Annotated in this window: 13 protein-coding genes, 2 tRNA genes and 1 pseudogene; 4 read left to right on the plus strand and 12 right to left on the minus strand. The window is 63.6% G+C overall.

The genetic code is table 11. The features are described 5' to 3' along the window. Positions 1–121: 121 nt before the first annotated feature. The 12 genes from Mgrana_RS13155 to Mgrana_RS13210 all read right to left on the minus strand — a co-directional run bounded on the left by Mgrana_RS13155 (position 122) and on the right by Mgrana_RS13210 (position 10,728). Positions 122–1,003: a sugar phosphate isomerase/epimerase family protein gene (locus Mgrana_RS13155; RefSeq protein WP_119358064.1), complete on the minus strand. Its 882-nt coding sequence runs from the start codon at positions 1,001–1,003 to the stop codon at positions 122–124. 8 nt (positions 1,004–1,011) lie between these two features. Continuing rightward, entirely contained in the window at positions 1,012–1,857 is an 846-nt protein-coding gene (locus Mgrana_RS13160; protein ID WP_119358065.1) for a carbohydrate ABC transporter permease, read from the minus strand. After that, on the minus strand, positions 1,857–2,729 hold the full coding sequence (locus tag Mgrana_RS13165; RefSeq protein WP_119358066.1) for a carbohydrate ABC transporter permease: 873 nt from the start codon (positions 2,727–2,729) through the stop codon (positions 1,857–1,859). The genes Mgrana_RS13160 and Mgrana_RS13165 overlap by 1 nt, the downstream gene beginning before the upstream one ends. Positions 2,730–2,739: 10 nt before the next feature. Then, a complete protein-coding gene (locus Mgrana_RS13170) occupies positions 2,740–3,300 on the minus strand; it encodes an SIS domain-containing protein (protein ID WP_206075094.1) in 561 nt (186 codons plus the stop codon). A 66-nt stretch (positions 3,301–3,366) separates the two neighbouring features. Continuing rightward, complete coding sequence (locus tag Mgrana_RS13175) at positions 3,367–4,713, minus strand: ABC transporter substrate-binding protein (RefSeq protein ID WP_119358067.1); 1,347 nt, start codon at positions 4,711–4,713, stop codon at positions 3,367–3,369. Positions 4,714–4,767: 54 nt separating this feature from the next. Further along, positions 4,768–5,799 (minus strand): zinc-dependent alcohol dehydrogenase, encoded by a 1,032-nt coding sequence (locus tag Mgrana_RS13180; RefSeq protein ID WP_119358068.1) that lies wholly within the window; start codon positions 5,797–5,799, stop codon positions 4,768–4,770. After that, positions 5,796–6,569 (minus strand): DeoR/GlpR family DNA-binding transcription regulator, encoded by a 774-nt coding sequence (locus tag Mgrana_RS13185; RefSeq protein WP_119358069.1) that lies wholly within the window; start codon positions 6,567–6,569, stop codon positions 5,796–5,798. Before Mgrana_RS13185 ends, Mgrana_RS13180 begins: the two co-directional genes overlap by 4 nt. Before the next feature lie 135 nt (positions 6,570–6,704). Continuing rightward, entirely contained in the window at positions 6,705–8,264 is a 1,560-nt protein-coding gene (locus Mgrana_RS13190) for an FGGY-family carbohydrate kinase (RefSeq protein ID WP_119358070.1), read from the minus strand. Between the two features lie 170 nt (positions 8,265–8,434). After that, positions 8,435–9,460 carry an SLAC1 family transporter gene (locus Mgrana_RS13195; protein ID WP_119358071.1) on the minus strand — a complete coding sequence of 342 codons (1,026 nt, stop codon included), beginning with the start codon at positions 9,458–9,460 and terminating at the stop codon, positions 8,435–8,437. Between the two features lie 13 nt (positions 9,461–9,473). Next, entirely contained in the window at positions 9,474–10,412 is a 939-nt protein-coding gene (trxB, locus tag Mgrana_RS13200) for a thioredoxin-disulfide reductase (protein ID WP_119358072.1), read from the minus strand. 137 nt (positions 10,413–10,549) lie between these two features. Beyond that, positions 10,550–10,624, minus strand: a tRNA-Glu gene (locus Mgrana_RS13205). A 30-nt stretch (positions 10,625–10,654) separates the two neighbouring features. After that, positions 10,655–10,728, minus strand: a tRNA-Gln gene (locus tag Mgrana_RS13210). Positions 10,729–10,819: 91 nt separating this feature from the next. On the opposite strand from Mgrana_RS13210, the gene Mgrana_RS13215 reads away from it, so the two are divergent. The 4 genes and pseudogenes from Mgrana_RS13215 to Mgrana_RS13230 all read left to right on the plus strand — a co-directional run. Beyond that, complete coding sequence (locus tag Mgrana_RS13215; protein ID WP_119358073.1) at positions 10,820–11,467, plus strand: hypothetical protein; 648 nt, start codon at positions 10,820–10,822, stop codon at positions 11,465–11,467. Then, complete coding sequence (locus Mgrana_RS13220) at positions 11,467–13,260, plus strand: hypothetical protein (RefSeq protein WP_119358074.1); 1,794 nt, start codon at positions 11,467–11,469, stop codon at positions 13,258–13,260. The genes Mgrana_RS13215 and Mgrana_RS13220 overlap by 1 nt, the downstream gene beginning before the upstream one ends. A gap of 111 nt (positions 13,261–13,371) precedes the next feature. Further along, positions 13,372–14,031: an ATP phosphoribosyltransferase gene (gene hisG, locus Mgrana_RS13225; RefSeq protein WP_119358075.1), complete on the plus strand. Its 660-nt coding sequence runs from the start codon at positions 13,372–13,374 to the stop codon at positions 14,029–14,031. Positions 14,032–14,037: 6 nt separating this feature from the next. Next, positions 14,038–14,316, plus strand: a pseudogene (locus Mgrana_RS13230) (esterase family protein); the annotation flags it as partial.

A 14,316-nucleotide genomic window follows, 5' to 3' on the forward strand; every position in this document is an offset into this window, starting at 1 on the left:
ATATACCCTCAACCTGCCCTTGTCAATCAGCACAGCGGATCTTGACCTGACGATAGCAGCAATGCCCAGCGGGAGGGCCAAGCTGGAGGCCTCGGCCCAGGAGCAGAGCTTGGGAAGTGGGTTAGCTCCAAGCCTGAATAACGCTTTCTATGCTGGCCAAAATGTCTCGCTCGACATACTCGTCGCTGGCCTCAAAGGGGTAGAAGACCTCTAAAATTACGGGCAACTGCCCCTGGCCCGAACCCTCGAGAGCCCGCTTCACCTGAGCCAGGTCCACTATGCCCCGGCGGTCATGGAAGCCCCAGTGCGAGTCGCTCAGGCCGTCGGTTTGCTGCAGATGGAGCAGACCGATGCTCTGCCCCAGCGCAAGCCAGGGCTCGAGGCGGGCCCCTTGGCCGTAGATCGGGCGGTATAGGGCGTGTCCAATGTCGATGCAGAGGGTTACCGGAATGGGAGCCTCGAGTTCTGCCAGCAGCTGCTGGGCCTCCTCGGGGGTTAGTGGGGTCTCGCGGGGTAGGGGGGTGGGTTCGATCAGGAACTCCTGTATTCCCAAGCCCCGGGCATACTCGAGCAGCTCCCGTAGGTCTTGCTGGAGCCCCAGCAGCCGCTCTTTCCGGATCAGGGGATTTCGCTGATCCCCTACGGAGAGCCCCCCTAAGGGGCCGCCGACCCGCTTTGTACCGAGCTCCACCGCCACCTCCATAGCGCCCCTCCACCACTGCCGGGCGGCCTCGCGGCCCTCGGGCAGGGGGTGAAGGAGGTTGTTGTAGGTGTAGCAGGCCAGCCCCACAAACGCACTGTGGATCTCCATGGCATGGGCTTTTGCGGCTTGGGCGTGGGATCTGGCTAGGGGAGTGCGTAGGTTGGGAGGCCAAAAGGGGTCAATCAGGTCGAAGGAAAACTGCACCATCTGTAACCCCATCCGCTCGACCAGGGTTGTCCAGGCCTCTGGCTCCACCCAGCGCTTGACCGCGAAGCTGAGGTTGATACCGATCGGGTTCATAGGCGCTCCTACTTGACCGCTCCCAGGGTGAGGCCTCGCACCAGATGCCTCGAGACCAGCATGGCAAAGACGATCACCGGGAGGACGATCATGGTGCCGGTGGCCATGATCTCGCCCCAGGGCAGATCATAGCCGCTCATAAACGATGTGGCCGCCACCGGTGCGGTTCGAGATGCCGAGCGCGTGAGCACCAGGGCGTAAAGCAGCTCGTTCCAACTGAAGATGAAGCACAGAATCGCCGAAACCACCACCCCCGGCAGGGCCAGGGGCAACACCACCCGGAAGAAGGCTTGAAAAGGGGTGGCCCCATCCACAATAGCGGCTTCGTCCAGATCGCGGGGCACGTTCCGAATCTGGTCCATCACAATCCAGACCACGATGGGGATGTTGAAGGTGAGGTAGATAGCCACCAAAGTCCAGGGGTTATCCAAAGCACCCAGCGCGCGGGCCATCAGGAAGAATGGCAGGGCCAGCACGATCGGTGACATGAAGCGGTTGGAGATGATCCAAAACCATAAATCGCGTTTGCCCCTCCAGTCCCAGCGGGCCAGGGCATAAGCGGCTGAGGTTCCGATCAGCAGGGCCAGCCCGGTTGAGGTGGTTGCGATGAAAATCGAGTTAACCAGGGAACGAATCACGTCTACCCGGGAGAGGGCTTTTTGGTAGTTGTCCAGGGTGGGGCTAAACACCCACACCGGCGGGAAGGCCAGCACATCTGCGCGCGACTTGAGCGAAGCGGCAACCATCCACAAAAAGGGGAAGAGGGTGAGGACGATGATCCCCAAGAGCAAAAGGCCAACCAACCAGTGCCAGAGATGCTTCCGGCGGGGGGTTGAGCGGACTCCTTGCGACATCACTCGGCCTCCCGATAGAAGATGCGGATGTACCAGCGGGCCAGGATGATGGTCACGATCAGCGAAAGGATGGCCATGGCCGCTGCCACACCCTGGTCAAAGACCCGAAATCCGATGCGTTGGGTGTATACGCTAATCAGCTCGGTAGCGGTGCCGGGGCCACCCCGGGTCATCACAAAAATCAGGTCAAACAGCTTCATGGTATCGGCGGTGCGCAAGATCAGCACCGCGGTTAGGCCGGGCAGCAGATAAGGCCACTCCACATAGCGGAACAGATCCCAGCGCCGGGTGGTCTCGAGGGTGGCAGCCTCCACCGCGTCTTGTGGAACCGCGGTCAGACTGGCCAGCAACACCAGGGCAAAAAACGGGGTCCACTGCCAGGTGTCCATCACTGCCAAGGAGAAAAGGGCCAGGTTGGGATCGCCCAGGAAACTGATCTTGCCCGCTCCAAACAGGGTGACGATCCAGTTGGCCAGCCCAAAGTCGCTGTCAAACATCAACCGGCCAATCAGTCCCACCACTGCCGGGGTGGTGGCCAGCGGAATCACCAGGGCTACCCGGGCCACCGCTCGCAGGAAGGGCCATTCCTGGCGATGGAGTATCAGCGCGATCAGCAAGCCTAAAATAAACTGCACTGGAAGGGTGAGGGCCAAAAAGAAAAAGGTGCGCCCCAGGGACCCCCAAAAATAGCTATCGCTGAGCACCGTCACATAGTTGGCAAAATTATTCCATCCAAAGCCCAGCCCTGGATTGGTGATCTGGTATTGCCGCAGCGAGATGTTGAGGGCGAAGAGTAGGGGGAAGATGCCGATCACCAGCAGAGTGAGGACCGTTGGGGCCAGAAACCAGTTTCGTGTGCGGGTAGACCACATAGTCTGAGGTTTACTCGAGGTTGGTGTGCCTCGAGCGCATCTGGGCAGGGGTTTGTCCCAGGCGCTCTCGCAAGAGGATCGAGACCAGGTCGAACACCACGAGCTGTACCGCCTCGTAGAGGCTGCCCATAGGAAGGATCGAGGCCGCAGCCGCCTGGTCGTTGGCCATGGTTTGGGCCGGAAGGTGGATCACCAGGTCGCATCGCTGGGGGGTTGGACCCTCCGGCTGGGCGGTGATGCATCCCGTGCGGGCCCCGGCTTGGCGGGCAACCCCAACCAGCGCATCCACGGTGGAGAAGTAGCCTGGCCCGGCGCTGACCAGCAAGAGATCTCCTTGGCCCAGTGGGGGGGTGGTCATATCGCCCACCACATGGGCATCCAGCCCCAGGTGGAAGAGGCGCATGCACAGGGCTTTCATCATCAGCCCCTCTCGGCCTACGCCGTAGGTGGCGATGCGCCGGGCCTGCAGCAATTCATCCAACAGCGGGTCAAGTGCGTGCTCGGGCATCCGCTCGAGCACACTCCGGATCTCCCCCAGGGCCTGTATAGCCATGCTCTTGAAGCCACTCACGCAACCTCCTTCTGGGTGAATGGGGAAGGATGGGAAAGGCGCTGGGCCTTTCCCATCCGGGCTGGCCTACTGTAGCTTGGGCTTTTTGCCGTCGTAGTAGCCCGCTTTGCTCAGGATCTCTTTGACCTTGGCGTTGATCTGGGCCGCTCCGTCCTTGACCGACACCTTACCCAGCATCATCTCGGTACCGATCTGGGCGATGATCTCGGAGATGGCAGGCCACTCGGGGAAGCGGGGCCGGAAGATGGGGTTGCCCTGCTCCCAGGCCTTAACCATGGGTACGGTGAAGGGATAGGCTTTCTGAATGGCCGGGTCCTTGTAAGCGCTCATGCGGGCGGAAACACCGCCAGCCCGAATGTAGTCCTTGGCTTTGGCCTCGGAGGTGATCCACTGGATGAAAAGCCAAGCCGCGGCCTGACGCTCGGGGGGGCTGTAGGCGTTGACCCCGTAGCTAAAACCACCCAAGGCCCCCTTGATCCCTGCGGGTCCGGCGGGTTCGGTGCTCACCCCTAGGCAGTTCACAATTTTCGAGGACTTGGGGTCGGTCAAGGTGCCGTTGAAGGCGCTCCACTCGGTGATCATGGCCACCTTACCCTGGGCCAAGGCGTTGACCGCTTCGTTGTGGTCGTAGTCCACAATCCCGGGGGGCATGTACTTCATCAGGTCCTGACGGAACTGAAGCCCCTTCTGGGAACCGGGGGAGAGCAGGTTGGGCTCGAAGGTTTTGGGGTCAATCAGCGACCCTCCAAAAGGCCACAGCATCCGCATGAAGCTGTCGGCGCTCTGGGTCTCACCGCGGCGAGACTGCAGGGCAAAGGCATAGATGCCCTGCTTGGGGTCGGTCAGCTTGGGGGCATAGACCTTGAGCAGCTCATCCCAGGTTGCGGGTGGGCGCTTGAAGCCGGCTTTCTCCAGCATGCACTTGTTGTAGAAGAGCAGCCCGGCGTAGTTGTCAAAGGGCAGGCCGTATATCTTCTTGTCCCAAGTGCCAAAGGAGTCCAGCAGGATAGGGAAGAAGCCCTTCAGGTTGAGGGCTGGGTCGGCCAGCTTGGGGTCGTTGTAGAACTTCTCCATCGGCACCAGCCAGCCGTTGGAGGCGAACTCACCGATCCAGACCACGTCTACCAGCACCACATCGTAATCGCCCCCCTGAGCGGTCATATCGAGGACGATTTTCTCCCGGGTGTTTTCGTAGGGGATCACCTCGTTGGTCACTTTGATCCCGGTGATCTTTTCGAACTCCGGGATCAACTTGGCCGCGGCCTTGTAGCCGGGCCGATCCAGGAAGATGGCCTTGATGGTGGTTCCCGCATAAGGCTTAGCCGCCTCGGCCAAGCTCCATTGCTGAGCGGTTGCCACCCCAGCGAACCAGGCTGTTAGCCCTAGGGTTGCCAGAAACCTCCACAGTCTCATGGTTTACCTCCTCGCAGATTGACACCTTTTCCATCTACACTTCTCCCGCCAGTGCTAGCGGCTCGCGGGATCCATGTGGATGACCGATTTGATCACCCCATCGCTTCGCTGGAGCTGCAACGCGAAGGCCTGGGGGGCTTGCTCGAGGGGAAAGGAGTGGGTGGCCACCGCCTTCAGGTTGACCTTGCCGGAGGCGGCGAGCCAGATGGCCCGGGGATACACGTGCCCCATGCGACGGGAGAGCTTGAGGGTCAGGCCCTTGCGCCGCACCTGTGAAGCCGTGAGGGTGAAGCGATCACCGTCGGGGATCCCCACCAGGATCACCTTTCCGCCAATCCGGGCTACGGTGCAGGCATCTTCGGGGCCTTGGGGCTGGTCGGTGGCTTCTAGCACCACATCCACCCCACGCCCCTGGGTGGCCTCCAGCAGGGCTTCTGGGGTGGCATGAACGGCATCCGCGCCCAGCTCCAAAGCCTTGCGGCGGCGGTATTCCAGGGGCTCGAGCACATGGATTTCTCCCGCCCCCGCCACCCGGGCCACCTGCATCAGGTACAGGCCAATGGCCCCCGCCCCCACGACGCCCACGCTCGCGCCCAGCCGAATCTTGGCTAGATCCACCCCGTGAATGGCGATACCCAGGGGCTCGAGCAGGGCCGCGTCCACGGCGTCAAAGCCTGCGGGCAGCGTGAACAGGGTCTCCGGCTTGGCCCAGAAGAATTCCCGCAGGGCTCCGGGTACCGGTGGTGAGCCGGCAAAGCGCACATTGGGACACAGGTTGGGGTGGCCGCTCCTGCACCATTCGCAGTGACCACAGAACTCCGCGGGATCTACCGCGACCAGGGTGCCCCTGGGCAGGCCATAGCGTTCCCCTTCGTCGTCGTCAATGCGCGCCGAGAACTCATGCCCCATCACGAAGGGCTCCCGCACCACCGCGCTGCCGATCCCGCCCTCTTTGTAGTAGTGCAGATCCGAACCGCAGACCGTCACCGCCTGCACCCGCAGGCGCAGCCGCCCTTCACGGGGGGTGGGATCCTCGAACTCCCCCAGGCGAAGCCTTCCCGGCCCATCTATGAGCAAGGCCTTCATGCTTGCACCTCGGGGGCTTCCACCCGCGTCACCTGTACATCATGGGCCTCGAGATACTCCACCGCGGCTGCGGGCAAGGCGGTGTCGCTGATCAGACCGTGGACCCGCTCCAAGGCCCCGACCCTTGGCCCCATGACCCTTCCCCACTTGCTGCTGTCGGCCACCAGGATGGTTTTGCGCGAGGCCCGCAGCACTGCCTGCAACACCCTGGCCTCGGTCTCGGAGTAGACCGTAAGCCCACCCTCGGGGTCCATCCCGGTGATCCCCATGAAGGCCAGGTGGATGAACATCTGGGCCAGGCTGGCCTCTGCCGCCGGGCCCACCAACGCCTCGGCGTGCCGCCGGATCGAACCCCCGGTCAGGATGACCTCGAGCTCAGTGGTATGCATCAGCTCCTGCGCGATGGGCAGGCTGTTGGTCACGATCGTGAGGTCTTTTTGCGGCAGCCGCCGGGCGATCTCGGTGGTGGTGGTTCCCGGCGAGAGGTAGAGCGTATCGCCCGGCCGGATCAGCCGCACCGCGGCCTCCGCGATGGCCCGTTTTTGCTGGTGCTGCTGGACCATGCGCTCGCGGTAAGGGGTCTCCTGAACCCCCGCCAGGGCTACCCCACCGTGCAGCTTGCGCACCAGACCCTGGGCCTCTAAGACCTGCAGATCACGGTGAACGGTCATCTCAGAGACGTTGAACAGCCGGGCCAGATCCGAGATCCGGGCCCGACCCCGCTCAGCGATCACGCTCAAAAGGTTGTGACGCCGTTCTTCAGCCAGCATTTCCTCTCCCACCCTGCGAATCTCGGGCTACAGCCCCCTGCTTCCACCGGTTGTCTGTTCTGGTGGGATCATATACCGGGCCCAGGTCAAAAGTCAACAACTTCTAACATTTGAGCGGGAGTATGTGTGATGATGTTAGATTTGTGCCGACAAGCCGTACCCAAGCCACCCGATGAGGTCCTCGGCCCGGTGAATTCGCTGGTAGAGGGCGAACAACTGCTCGAGGCGTTCATCAACCTGCCCCGAGGGCTCCACCACCACCACCTGCGGATCCCCCAGGGCCGTCGAGGCTTCATGGCCGTGGGCAAACAGCCCGGCGGCCACGCTGGCGTGAATGGCGGCTCCACGGGCGCTGACGTGGGGTTGCCGCGATACCTCGAGGGGTAGCCCGGTCGCGGTGGCAATCCGCTCCAGGAGCAGCCCGCGTTGCTCGGCGACCCCCCCGGCGGTGCGGATGCGCTTCAACGGGACCCCTGCGGCCGCATGCCCCTCGGTGATGAGGCGAATGCCACAGGTTGCCGCCTCCACCATGGCCCGGTAGAGTTGACCCCTGGAGACCTCGAGATCCACCCCCCAGAAAACCCCCCGGAGGCCCTCGTTTTGCAGGGGACTTCTGGAGCCATTCCACCAATCCAGCGCGGCCAGGGCCGGATGGGGAGCCTCGCTGCGGGCCTCGGCCTCGAGTTCAGCTACGCTGGCCCCCGTGAGTCGGGCCAGCCAGGCCAACCCATCCCCCAGGGCCGGTTGACCGAACTCCGCGGTCCAGTATCCCTCAGCGATCCCTCCTTCCACCCCGCCGATCATCCCGGGCAGCGGGGTGGCCGAGGGCAAGCTGGAGACATGACAGGCCGAGGTGCCCAGGTTGGAGATCAGAACCCCTGGTTCAAAGCCCCGCAGCGGGTAGGTGGAGGTGTGGCAGTCAATCAGGGCCGTGGCTACCGGTGTGCCGGCCTGGAGCCCCAGCCGCTCGGCCCACGGCGCGCTCAGACCCCCGGCCAGCTTGGACCCGGTCAGGGGCGGGGCCAGCTTCTCCAAGATGGCCGAGAAGCCCGGGGCGGCCCTTTCCAGCAAAGCGGCCTGAGGATACTCCCCCCTCCAGTGGGCCTTGTAGCCTGCCTGGCAGAGGCTGCGCACCTCCTGTCCTACCAGGTTTGAAACCACCCAGTCTCCGGCTTCGATCCATCGGGCGGCATGTTCGAAAACATGGGGGTCTTGCTGGAAGAGCTCGAGGCCCTTGGCAAACACCCATTCTGAAGAGGTCCTTCCGTGGGGCAGGGGCAGCTCATTTAACCGCTGGGCCTGAGGGGCTGCGGAATGGTGTTTCCAGAGCTTCACGTAGGCATGGGGACGGTCTGAAAACTCCGGCAGGGTATGCAGGGGCCTCAGTCGGCCGTCGGTGGGCAGAATGGTGCAGGAGGTGAAGTCCACACCGATCGCCAAGACCTCATAGGGGCCTTCAAGGTTGGCCAGACAAGCCCGAACCGCCTCTTCCAGCGCGGCCAGGTAGTCTCGCGCGTCCTGCAGGGCCCAGTGGGCGGGCAGCGCAATCTGGTCAAGCAAGGGACGGGTTGCGGTGTAGGTGCCGTTTGGGTAAGGGGCTACCCCGGAGGATAGGAGACCGCCGGTTTCAGCCTGTATCGTAGCGGCTCGAGCCGAGCTGGTGCCAAAGTCTATTCCAAGCAAGACCGGTTGCATGCTACCGAGATTATCCCTGCTTGGGGAGGAAGAGGGAACACCGAGCCTGGCTAACGAGCGCGTCCGGGTTTGCGGGGATTCTAGAACAGACCGTTCAGCTTAGAACCACGCGCCACGCGGCTCCTTGCCGAGCACCGGGCTGTACCGGCAGCTGGGGAGCGAGGGACAACCTAGCCCTTGGGCGGACGCAGGGTCCCCAGGCCAGCCCAGGCCCGCAGCGAGTAGAACATCACCCAGAGCCAGAACCCCCCGAGCAGCAGCAGCAGCACCCAGGCCAGGGCCGCCAGGAAAGCCGATTCCAGCCCTCTGGACAGGGCCAGGGTGGAGAGGGTAAAAGCCCCCAGCGGAAACACGAGCCCCCACCAGCTCGGGGCGAAGTGAAACTGAGACCGGCGGGCCTTTACCAGCAGCGTATCGAGGAGCAGGGCCAGGCTGTAGAAGAGCCACCAGAAGCCCAGACCCCAGATGGCCAGCCCAATCACCGGCCAGGCCTCGAGCCAGCGCCAGGGGGCCAGCACCAGGAGCCCTACCGGGGCCAGCCCAATGAAGACCGAGGGCAGAAAGTGCGGCTCGAGCCGCCCGTGCACGTACTTGCGCTGCAAGAAGCTGACCAGCACGAACAGGTAGAGGAAAAACCCAATCCCTAAAAAGAGCCCGCTCACCACCCAGATTTCCTTCTGCCAGACTTTAGGGAAGGTGCTGAGCCAGAGCCCGCCCGCCATCGGCACCAGCAACGCTGAAACCGGCGGAATGAACCAGGCCCCATTGGCGACCTCGAGGGGTAACCGGAGCTGGGTGCTCACCGTAAACACCACCAGCAGACCCACCCCAAAGATGAGCACCATGCCTACCCAGAAAAGCGCCTGGCCCAGGGGCAGCGACCAGTCTCCCAACGGCAGGAGACGGGTGGCCAGGCTCATCACCATCAGGGCGATGGGCAAGGTGGGCAGCATCTGCGAGAGCAGCGGGTGTTGCAGATCGGCCAGCACGGCTTGCGGATAACGCGCCAGCTTGGCCAGATACAGCCCCAGAAGCCCCACAAGGGCCAGCAAAGCCAGGAAGTAAAACGGCAGGGCCCACCCGACCAGGCCAAACTGGGCCAGGGCCATGGCCACCACCCCGGTACCCATCACCGAGGCAAACCAGGCCGGGTTCAGAAAACGCACGCTGGGCTGCGCCGGAATCGCCGCTTCCATACCCCGTCCTCCTTTAGTGGGCCACCGCGTGCTCTTGCTCGGCCAGGTAGCGCTCGGCCACCATGGCCGCCCGGGTTCCAGCCCCCACACTGGTAGCCAGCTGACGGTAGATGGGGTCGGCCACATCCCCAGCCGCAAACAGCCCCGGTACCGAGGTGAAGATCTCGTCCCGCACCGCCACGTAGCCATCCGGGCGCAACTCCACCAGGCCCTTCAGGAAGCCGGTGTTGGGCACGTGCCCGATGAAGACAAAGACCCCATCCGTAGGGTAGTCGTACTTCTCCCCGGTCTTGAGGTTCTCCAGGCGCACCCCGCTCACGGTCTCCTCCCCCAGGATGGTCTCCACCACGGTGTTCCAGAGGAACTGCATCTTGGGGTTGGCAAAAGCCCGGGCCTGGGCGGTCTTGTTGGCCCGCAGTTCGTCGCGCCGGTGCACCAGGGTGACCTTGCGGGCGAACTTGGTCAGGAACAGCCCCTCCTCCACCGCGGCATCGCCCCCACCCACCACCACCACTTCCTTATCGCGGTAGAAGAAGCCGTCGCAGGTGGCGCAGGTGCTCACCCCGCGCCCGTAGAACTTTTCCTCACCGGGTACGCCCAGCTTTTTGGGATTGGCCCCGGTGGCCAGGATCACCGTGCGGCCCCGGTAGTCTCCTTCGTAGCCCCGCACCACAAACCCCTCGGGGGTTTTCTCGAGCCCCTGTACCTCGTCCATCCCGATCTGGGCCCCGAAGCGCTTGGCCTGCTGCACCATGCGCTCGGAAAGCTCCGGCCCGCTGATGGGCTCGGGGAAGCCGGGGTAGTTCTCGACCTCGTCGGTCTGGGCTATCTGGCCGCCGGGCAGCCCTTTCTCCAGAATGAGGGTCTTGAGGTTGGCCCGGCCGGCATAGATCCCGGAGGTCAGCCCGGCGGGGCCTCCTCCGATGATGATCACGTCGTATGTTGGGTTCATGTTCCCCCTCGAGGCTTTCGCCCTCCCAGGCCTCAGAATACAGCCGTACTTTATTTTGCGAAGTGTGTGGGATGACCAATAGACTTCGCTGGCTCACTGCCATAACAAAAGCTCCCGGCCAAGGCCGGGAGCTTTGCTGGTGACCCCAAGGGGACTCGAACCCCTGCCGCCGCTGTGAAAGAGCGGTGACCTGACCGCTAGTCGATGGGGCCAAGCTTTGCGCCAACGTAGCGCGAAAAAGCTGGCTGGGGCACGTGGATTCGAACCACGATTGACGGAGCCAGAATCCGTAGTCCTGCCGTTAGACGATGCCCCAACGGGGTGAACTGGGGGAGCCAGTTCCAGGGCAACCGGTATGGTACAAGATGACCCAAGAAATCTCAAGGGCTCTCCTATAATCGGCCCAGATGGATGCCCGTTCCGATGTCCAAGGCCAGATCATTGAGGCGCTGATGCAGGTGGTCTCGAGACCCGCGGCGGAGAATCTGCTGCGCCGGGCCCTGCGCGCTTCCAAGACCCCCCCTTCCAAGTTAGATGCCTCGGCCTGGGCAGCCCTGATCGAAGGGCCCCTGCAGCGCGAGCTGGCCCAGGTGCTGCCCATGCACCACCTGACCCCTCCCTTACAGCACCTGCTCCGGCAACTCAAACCCCCAAAGGCCCCTTCCCCCCCAGCTTTTCCAACGGTCGAGGTGGCTACGGAGTACTTTCGGTTGTGGGATCCGGCCGTGCGGCAGGACTTGGTGCTCGAGCTGGCCAGGCTCGAGGGGGTCACAGGGGTCCTTCTGTATACCCCTTATGGCCAGGAAAGCCGCTTCGTAGGCCCCGAGAAGGGCCTGGTGAATCTGCTCGGCAGCGCCCACCGGTTACTTGCCCTAAGGGGGGCTTACCGGGTGTTTTACACTGGGTTTGGAGAGGCTCAAGCCATCCTTCGCCCTTTAGGTAAGGGCTGGCTGGCGGTGCTGGCCCGCAGCGAGGCCAATCTGGGACACCTCCTGTACCGCCTGGGCAACATGGAAGCTGCTAGCGAAGACCCCAATCCAAGGAGGTTATCTTGATGAAGCGTTGGTTCGCGATACTCGCCCTTTTAAGCTGGGGGCTGGCTGCCCCGGTTGCAGTGCTGTACGACCAGCTTGCTCCCGCATTGGATCAGGCACAGGCCCTGCAAGGGAAAAACCCCGTACAAGCCCTTTCGGTGCTCACCGACGCCGAGAACCGCTTCCGCGAAGGGGCTACCGACCTCACCCCGGTGTTGCGTGAGGGGGTGCTCCAATCGTTGGCCGATGCCAAGCAGGCCCTTTCCAAGAAGAGCACCACCGACCTCTCGGCTCGAGTCCAGTTCATCAAGGCCATCCTGGGCAAGGCCCTGTACGACACCTACTTCAGTGACCTCTCGAGCGGAAAAACCCAGGAGGCCGCGGCCCTGTTGCCCAAGGTGCTCTCGGCCAGCGGCTTGCCGGCCAGCCTGAGCGCTCAGGCCAACACCCTGGCTGGCGCCAACGATCTGGATGGACTGCGCCGCTTTTTCGAGCGCACCTACGCTCAGGGCATTGTAAGCGCGCTGGGCCGCGCCCAGGCGCAAACCGCCGCGCCTCAGGCCTACCTGGAGACCACCCGGGCCTACGCCCTCTACCTGGTGGTACAAGACTCCCCCAAGGCCCGCAGCCTCACCGCCAAGGCCTTTGTGGATGCCTTGGGCAAGCTTAGCCGGGGCGACCTGGAAGGCTTCAAAAACGACGCCAAAGCCCTAAGCACCCAAGCCCAAGCCTTCCTCAAAAGCGTCTCAGCCCCCCCGCAAACCCAGCTCCGAAGTACCGCCCCTCGCGCGGCGGTCAACCCCCCCCGCTCCGGGGGGGTTCGTCTACAGGCTCCGGTGGCCCCCCCAGCCCCCAAAGAACATCCTGTAACCGCCTCGCTGCTGCCGGCCAAAGCCCAGCCTGGGGCCAAAAGCCCGGCTGGGGTGGGCCCTCTCTCCCTGCTGGGTGAGCTGCACCCCCTAATTCAAGACCCGCAAAAAGCCCAGCGGGTGGCCACGCAGCTAGAGGGGGCTGGGATCCGCAGCCTCGAGGTGTGGCGGCGCACCCTGCGGGAGCTGCGCGGAAGCCTGCTCGAGGCCCAGGCACAATCCGCCAGCGGCCAACTCGAGGCCGCCCAGACCACTTTGAGTCAGGTCGCCGAGCGCTACCGAAGCGCGGTTCAACCCCTGACCGAGGCCCTTAACCCAGCCCTGGCGGCCCGCACCGCCGCGGTGCTGAACCGGGCGGCCAGTACCGGGGGCTTGCGCATCCCTGATTTCACCGTGCTGGGCAACGAGCTGCTGGAGAACAGCCTGAGCCTGCAAGGCAAGAGCCTGGGAGCCCTCCAGGGATTCCAGGTTGGGCTGCTGAATGCTGTACTGGGTGTCCCCCGGGCTTTTTTATTCCTCCTGGTGGGGTTCCTCTCCATCCTTCCGCTGTACTTGCTGGGCCTGACCTTCGGGGGACGCAACCCCTATTGGCGCTACCTGGGATTGGCTTTCTTTTTGCTGCTGCTGCCAGCCATGCTGGAGGGGCTATCCTACCTCGGCGCGGCCCTGGGGGAGATGGTTCCGGCCCTGGCTGGCTTGGTGAGCCTCTCTGTTCAGCAAAACCTGGTCATGCAGCTCGTGTGGGGGCTCACCCTGCTCTTGGCGGTGGCCTTCTCAATCCTTGGCCTGCGCGGCATCGCCGCCCAGTTCGGCCTACTGCCTGACCGAACCCCTCGAGAAGCCCCCCTGCACTCCCCCACCCTGCCCGGATCAACCTCCAAGGCCAATAAATCCAGCTCGAGGTCAACCCATGAGACCATCGTAGAGTGGGACGAGGAATTCTAAAATTTTGCCGGTCTGCTGCACTCATACCCATACCGGCGGGCCTCAGGGCCCGCCGTATTCGTGTCGTAGACTTGGAGCTATGAAGCGGGTTGGGAGCCGCTCGAGGCAAGCATGATCGGAGGGCGTTATTCGCTGGTGGTGGCGCTGCCCAAGGGCCGCAATTTCAATGATGGCTATGGGGCTTTGCAGCAGGCTGGGCTGAGGCTTCCAGCCTTCGGGGCCGAACGGGCCCTGTTACATGGCCAACCCGGGGAGGTGGCGCTCCTCGAGCTGCGCAATCACGATGTGCCCACCTATGTGGATTTGGGGATCGCCGACCTCGGGATCGTAGGCAAAGACGTGCTCTTGGAGTCAGGCCGGGATGTGTACGAACCGGTGGATCTCCGCACCGGGGTCTGTCGCCTGTCGCTGATTCGGCTGCCGGGGGAAAACGGTCCGCTGCGGCGGATCGCCACCAAATACCCCAACTTCACGGCTCGAGTCCTGCGCCAGCGCGGCATCGTAGCCGACGTGGTGGAGCTGGCCGGGAATGTTGAACTGGCCGCCATCACCGGCCTTACCGATGCCATCGTGGACCTGGTCTCCACCGGAGCTACCCTGCGGGCCAATGGCCTGGTGGAGGTGGAGGTGTGGGCCCGTTCTTCCACCCGGTTGATCGTCAATCGCCAGAGCCTCAAGCTCAAGCGGGAGCGGTTGCGCCCTCTGATCGCACGCCTGCGACAACAGGCAGATGCCCAGGCCCCTGGCCAAACCGGGGGTGCGGTAACGTAGATCCGTATGGTCGAGGTACATCCCCGCAGCGTCACCTTTACGCCCCCCCCTAATGCCCGCTATCTGGTAGGTGACTTCACCGACTGGAGCCGCCGGCCCATCCCCATCGAAGCCCCGCTTACCCTCGAGTTTCCCCCTGCGGCCTACCTCGAGTACGCCTTTTTGGACCAAAACCGCCGCCCCTTTCCCGACCCCGATAACCCCCACTTGGCCCAAAACCCCTGGTGGACCTATCCACGGGCCATCGAGATGCCCGGGTTTCACTATGACCCCCCTCCCCTACCC

It is taken from the genome of Meiothermus granaticius NBRC 107808 (assembly GCF_003574355.1).
GTDB classification, from domain to species: Bacteria; Deinococcota; Deinococci; order Deinococcales; family Thermaceae; genus Meiothermus; species Meiothermus granaticius.

Bases quoted from the DNA above. Each gene is read 5' to 3' on its own strand.
- Mgrana_RS13180 (WP_119358068.1), bottom strand. From the start codon at position 5,799: ATGAAGGCCTTGCTCATAGATGGGCCGGGAAGGCTTCGCCTGGGGGAG.
- Mgrana_RS13185 (WP_119358069.1), bottom strand. From the start codon at position 6,569: ATGCTGGCTGAAGAACGGCGTCACAACCTTTTGAGCGTGATCGCTGAG.
- Mgrana_RS13155 (WP_119358064.1), bottom strand. From the start codon at position 1,003: ATGAACCCGATCGGTATCAACCTCAGCTTCGCGGTCAAGCGCTGGGTG.
- Mgrana_RS13220 (WP_119358074.1), top strand. From the start codon at position 11,467: ATGAAGCGTTGGTTCGCGATACTCGCCCTTTTAAGCTGGGGGCTGGCT.
- hisG (WP_119358075.1), top strand. From the start codon at position 13,372: ATGATCGGAGGGCGTTATTCGCTGGTGGTGGCGCTGCCCAAGGGCCGC.
- Mgrana_RS13190 (WP_119358070.1), bottom strand. From the start codon at position 8,264: ATGCAACCGGTCTTGCTTGGAATAGACTTTGGCACCAGCTCGGCTCGA.
- Mgrana_RS13195 (WP_119358071.1), bottom strand. From the start codon at position 9,460: ATGGAAGCGGCGATTCCGGCGCAGCCCAGCGTGCGTTTTCTGAACCCG.
- trxB (WP_119358072.1), bottom strand. From the start codon at position 10,412: ATGAACCCAACATACGACGTGATCATCATCGGAGGAGGCCCCGCCGGG.
- Mgrana_RS13160 (WP_119358065.1), bottom strand. From the start codon at position 1,857: ATGTCGCAAGGAGTCCGCTCAACCCCCCGCCGGAAGCATCTCTGGCAC.
- Mgrana_RS13175 (WP_119358067.1), bottom strand. From the start codon at position 4,713: ATGAGACTGTGGAGGTTTCTGGCAACCCTAGGGCTAACAGCCTGGTTC.
- Mgrana_RS13215 (WP_119358073.1), top strand. From the start codon at position 10,820: ATGGATGCCCGTTCCGATGTCCAAGGCCAGATCATTGAGGCGCTGATG.
- Mgrana_RS13165 (WP_119358066.1), bottom strand. From the start codon at position 2,729: ATGTGGTCTACCCGCACACGAAACTGGTTTCTGGCCCCAACGGTCCTC.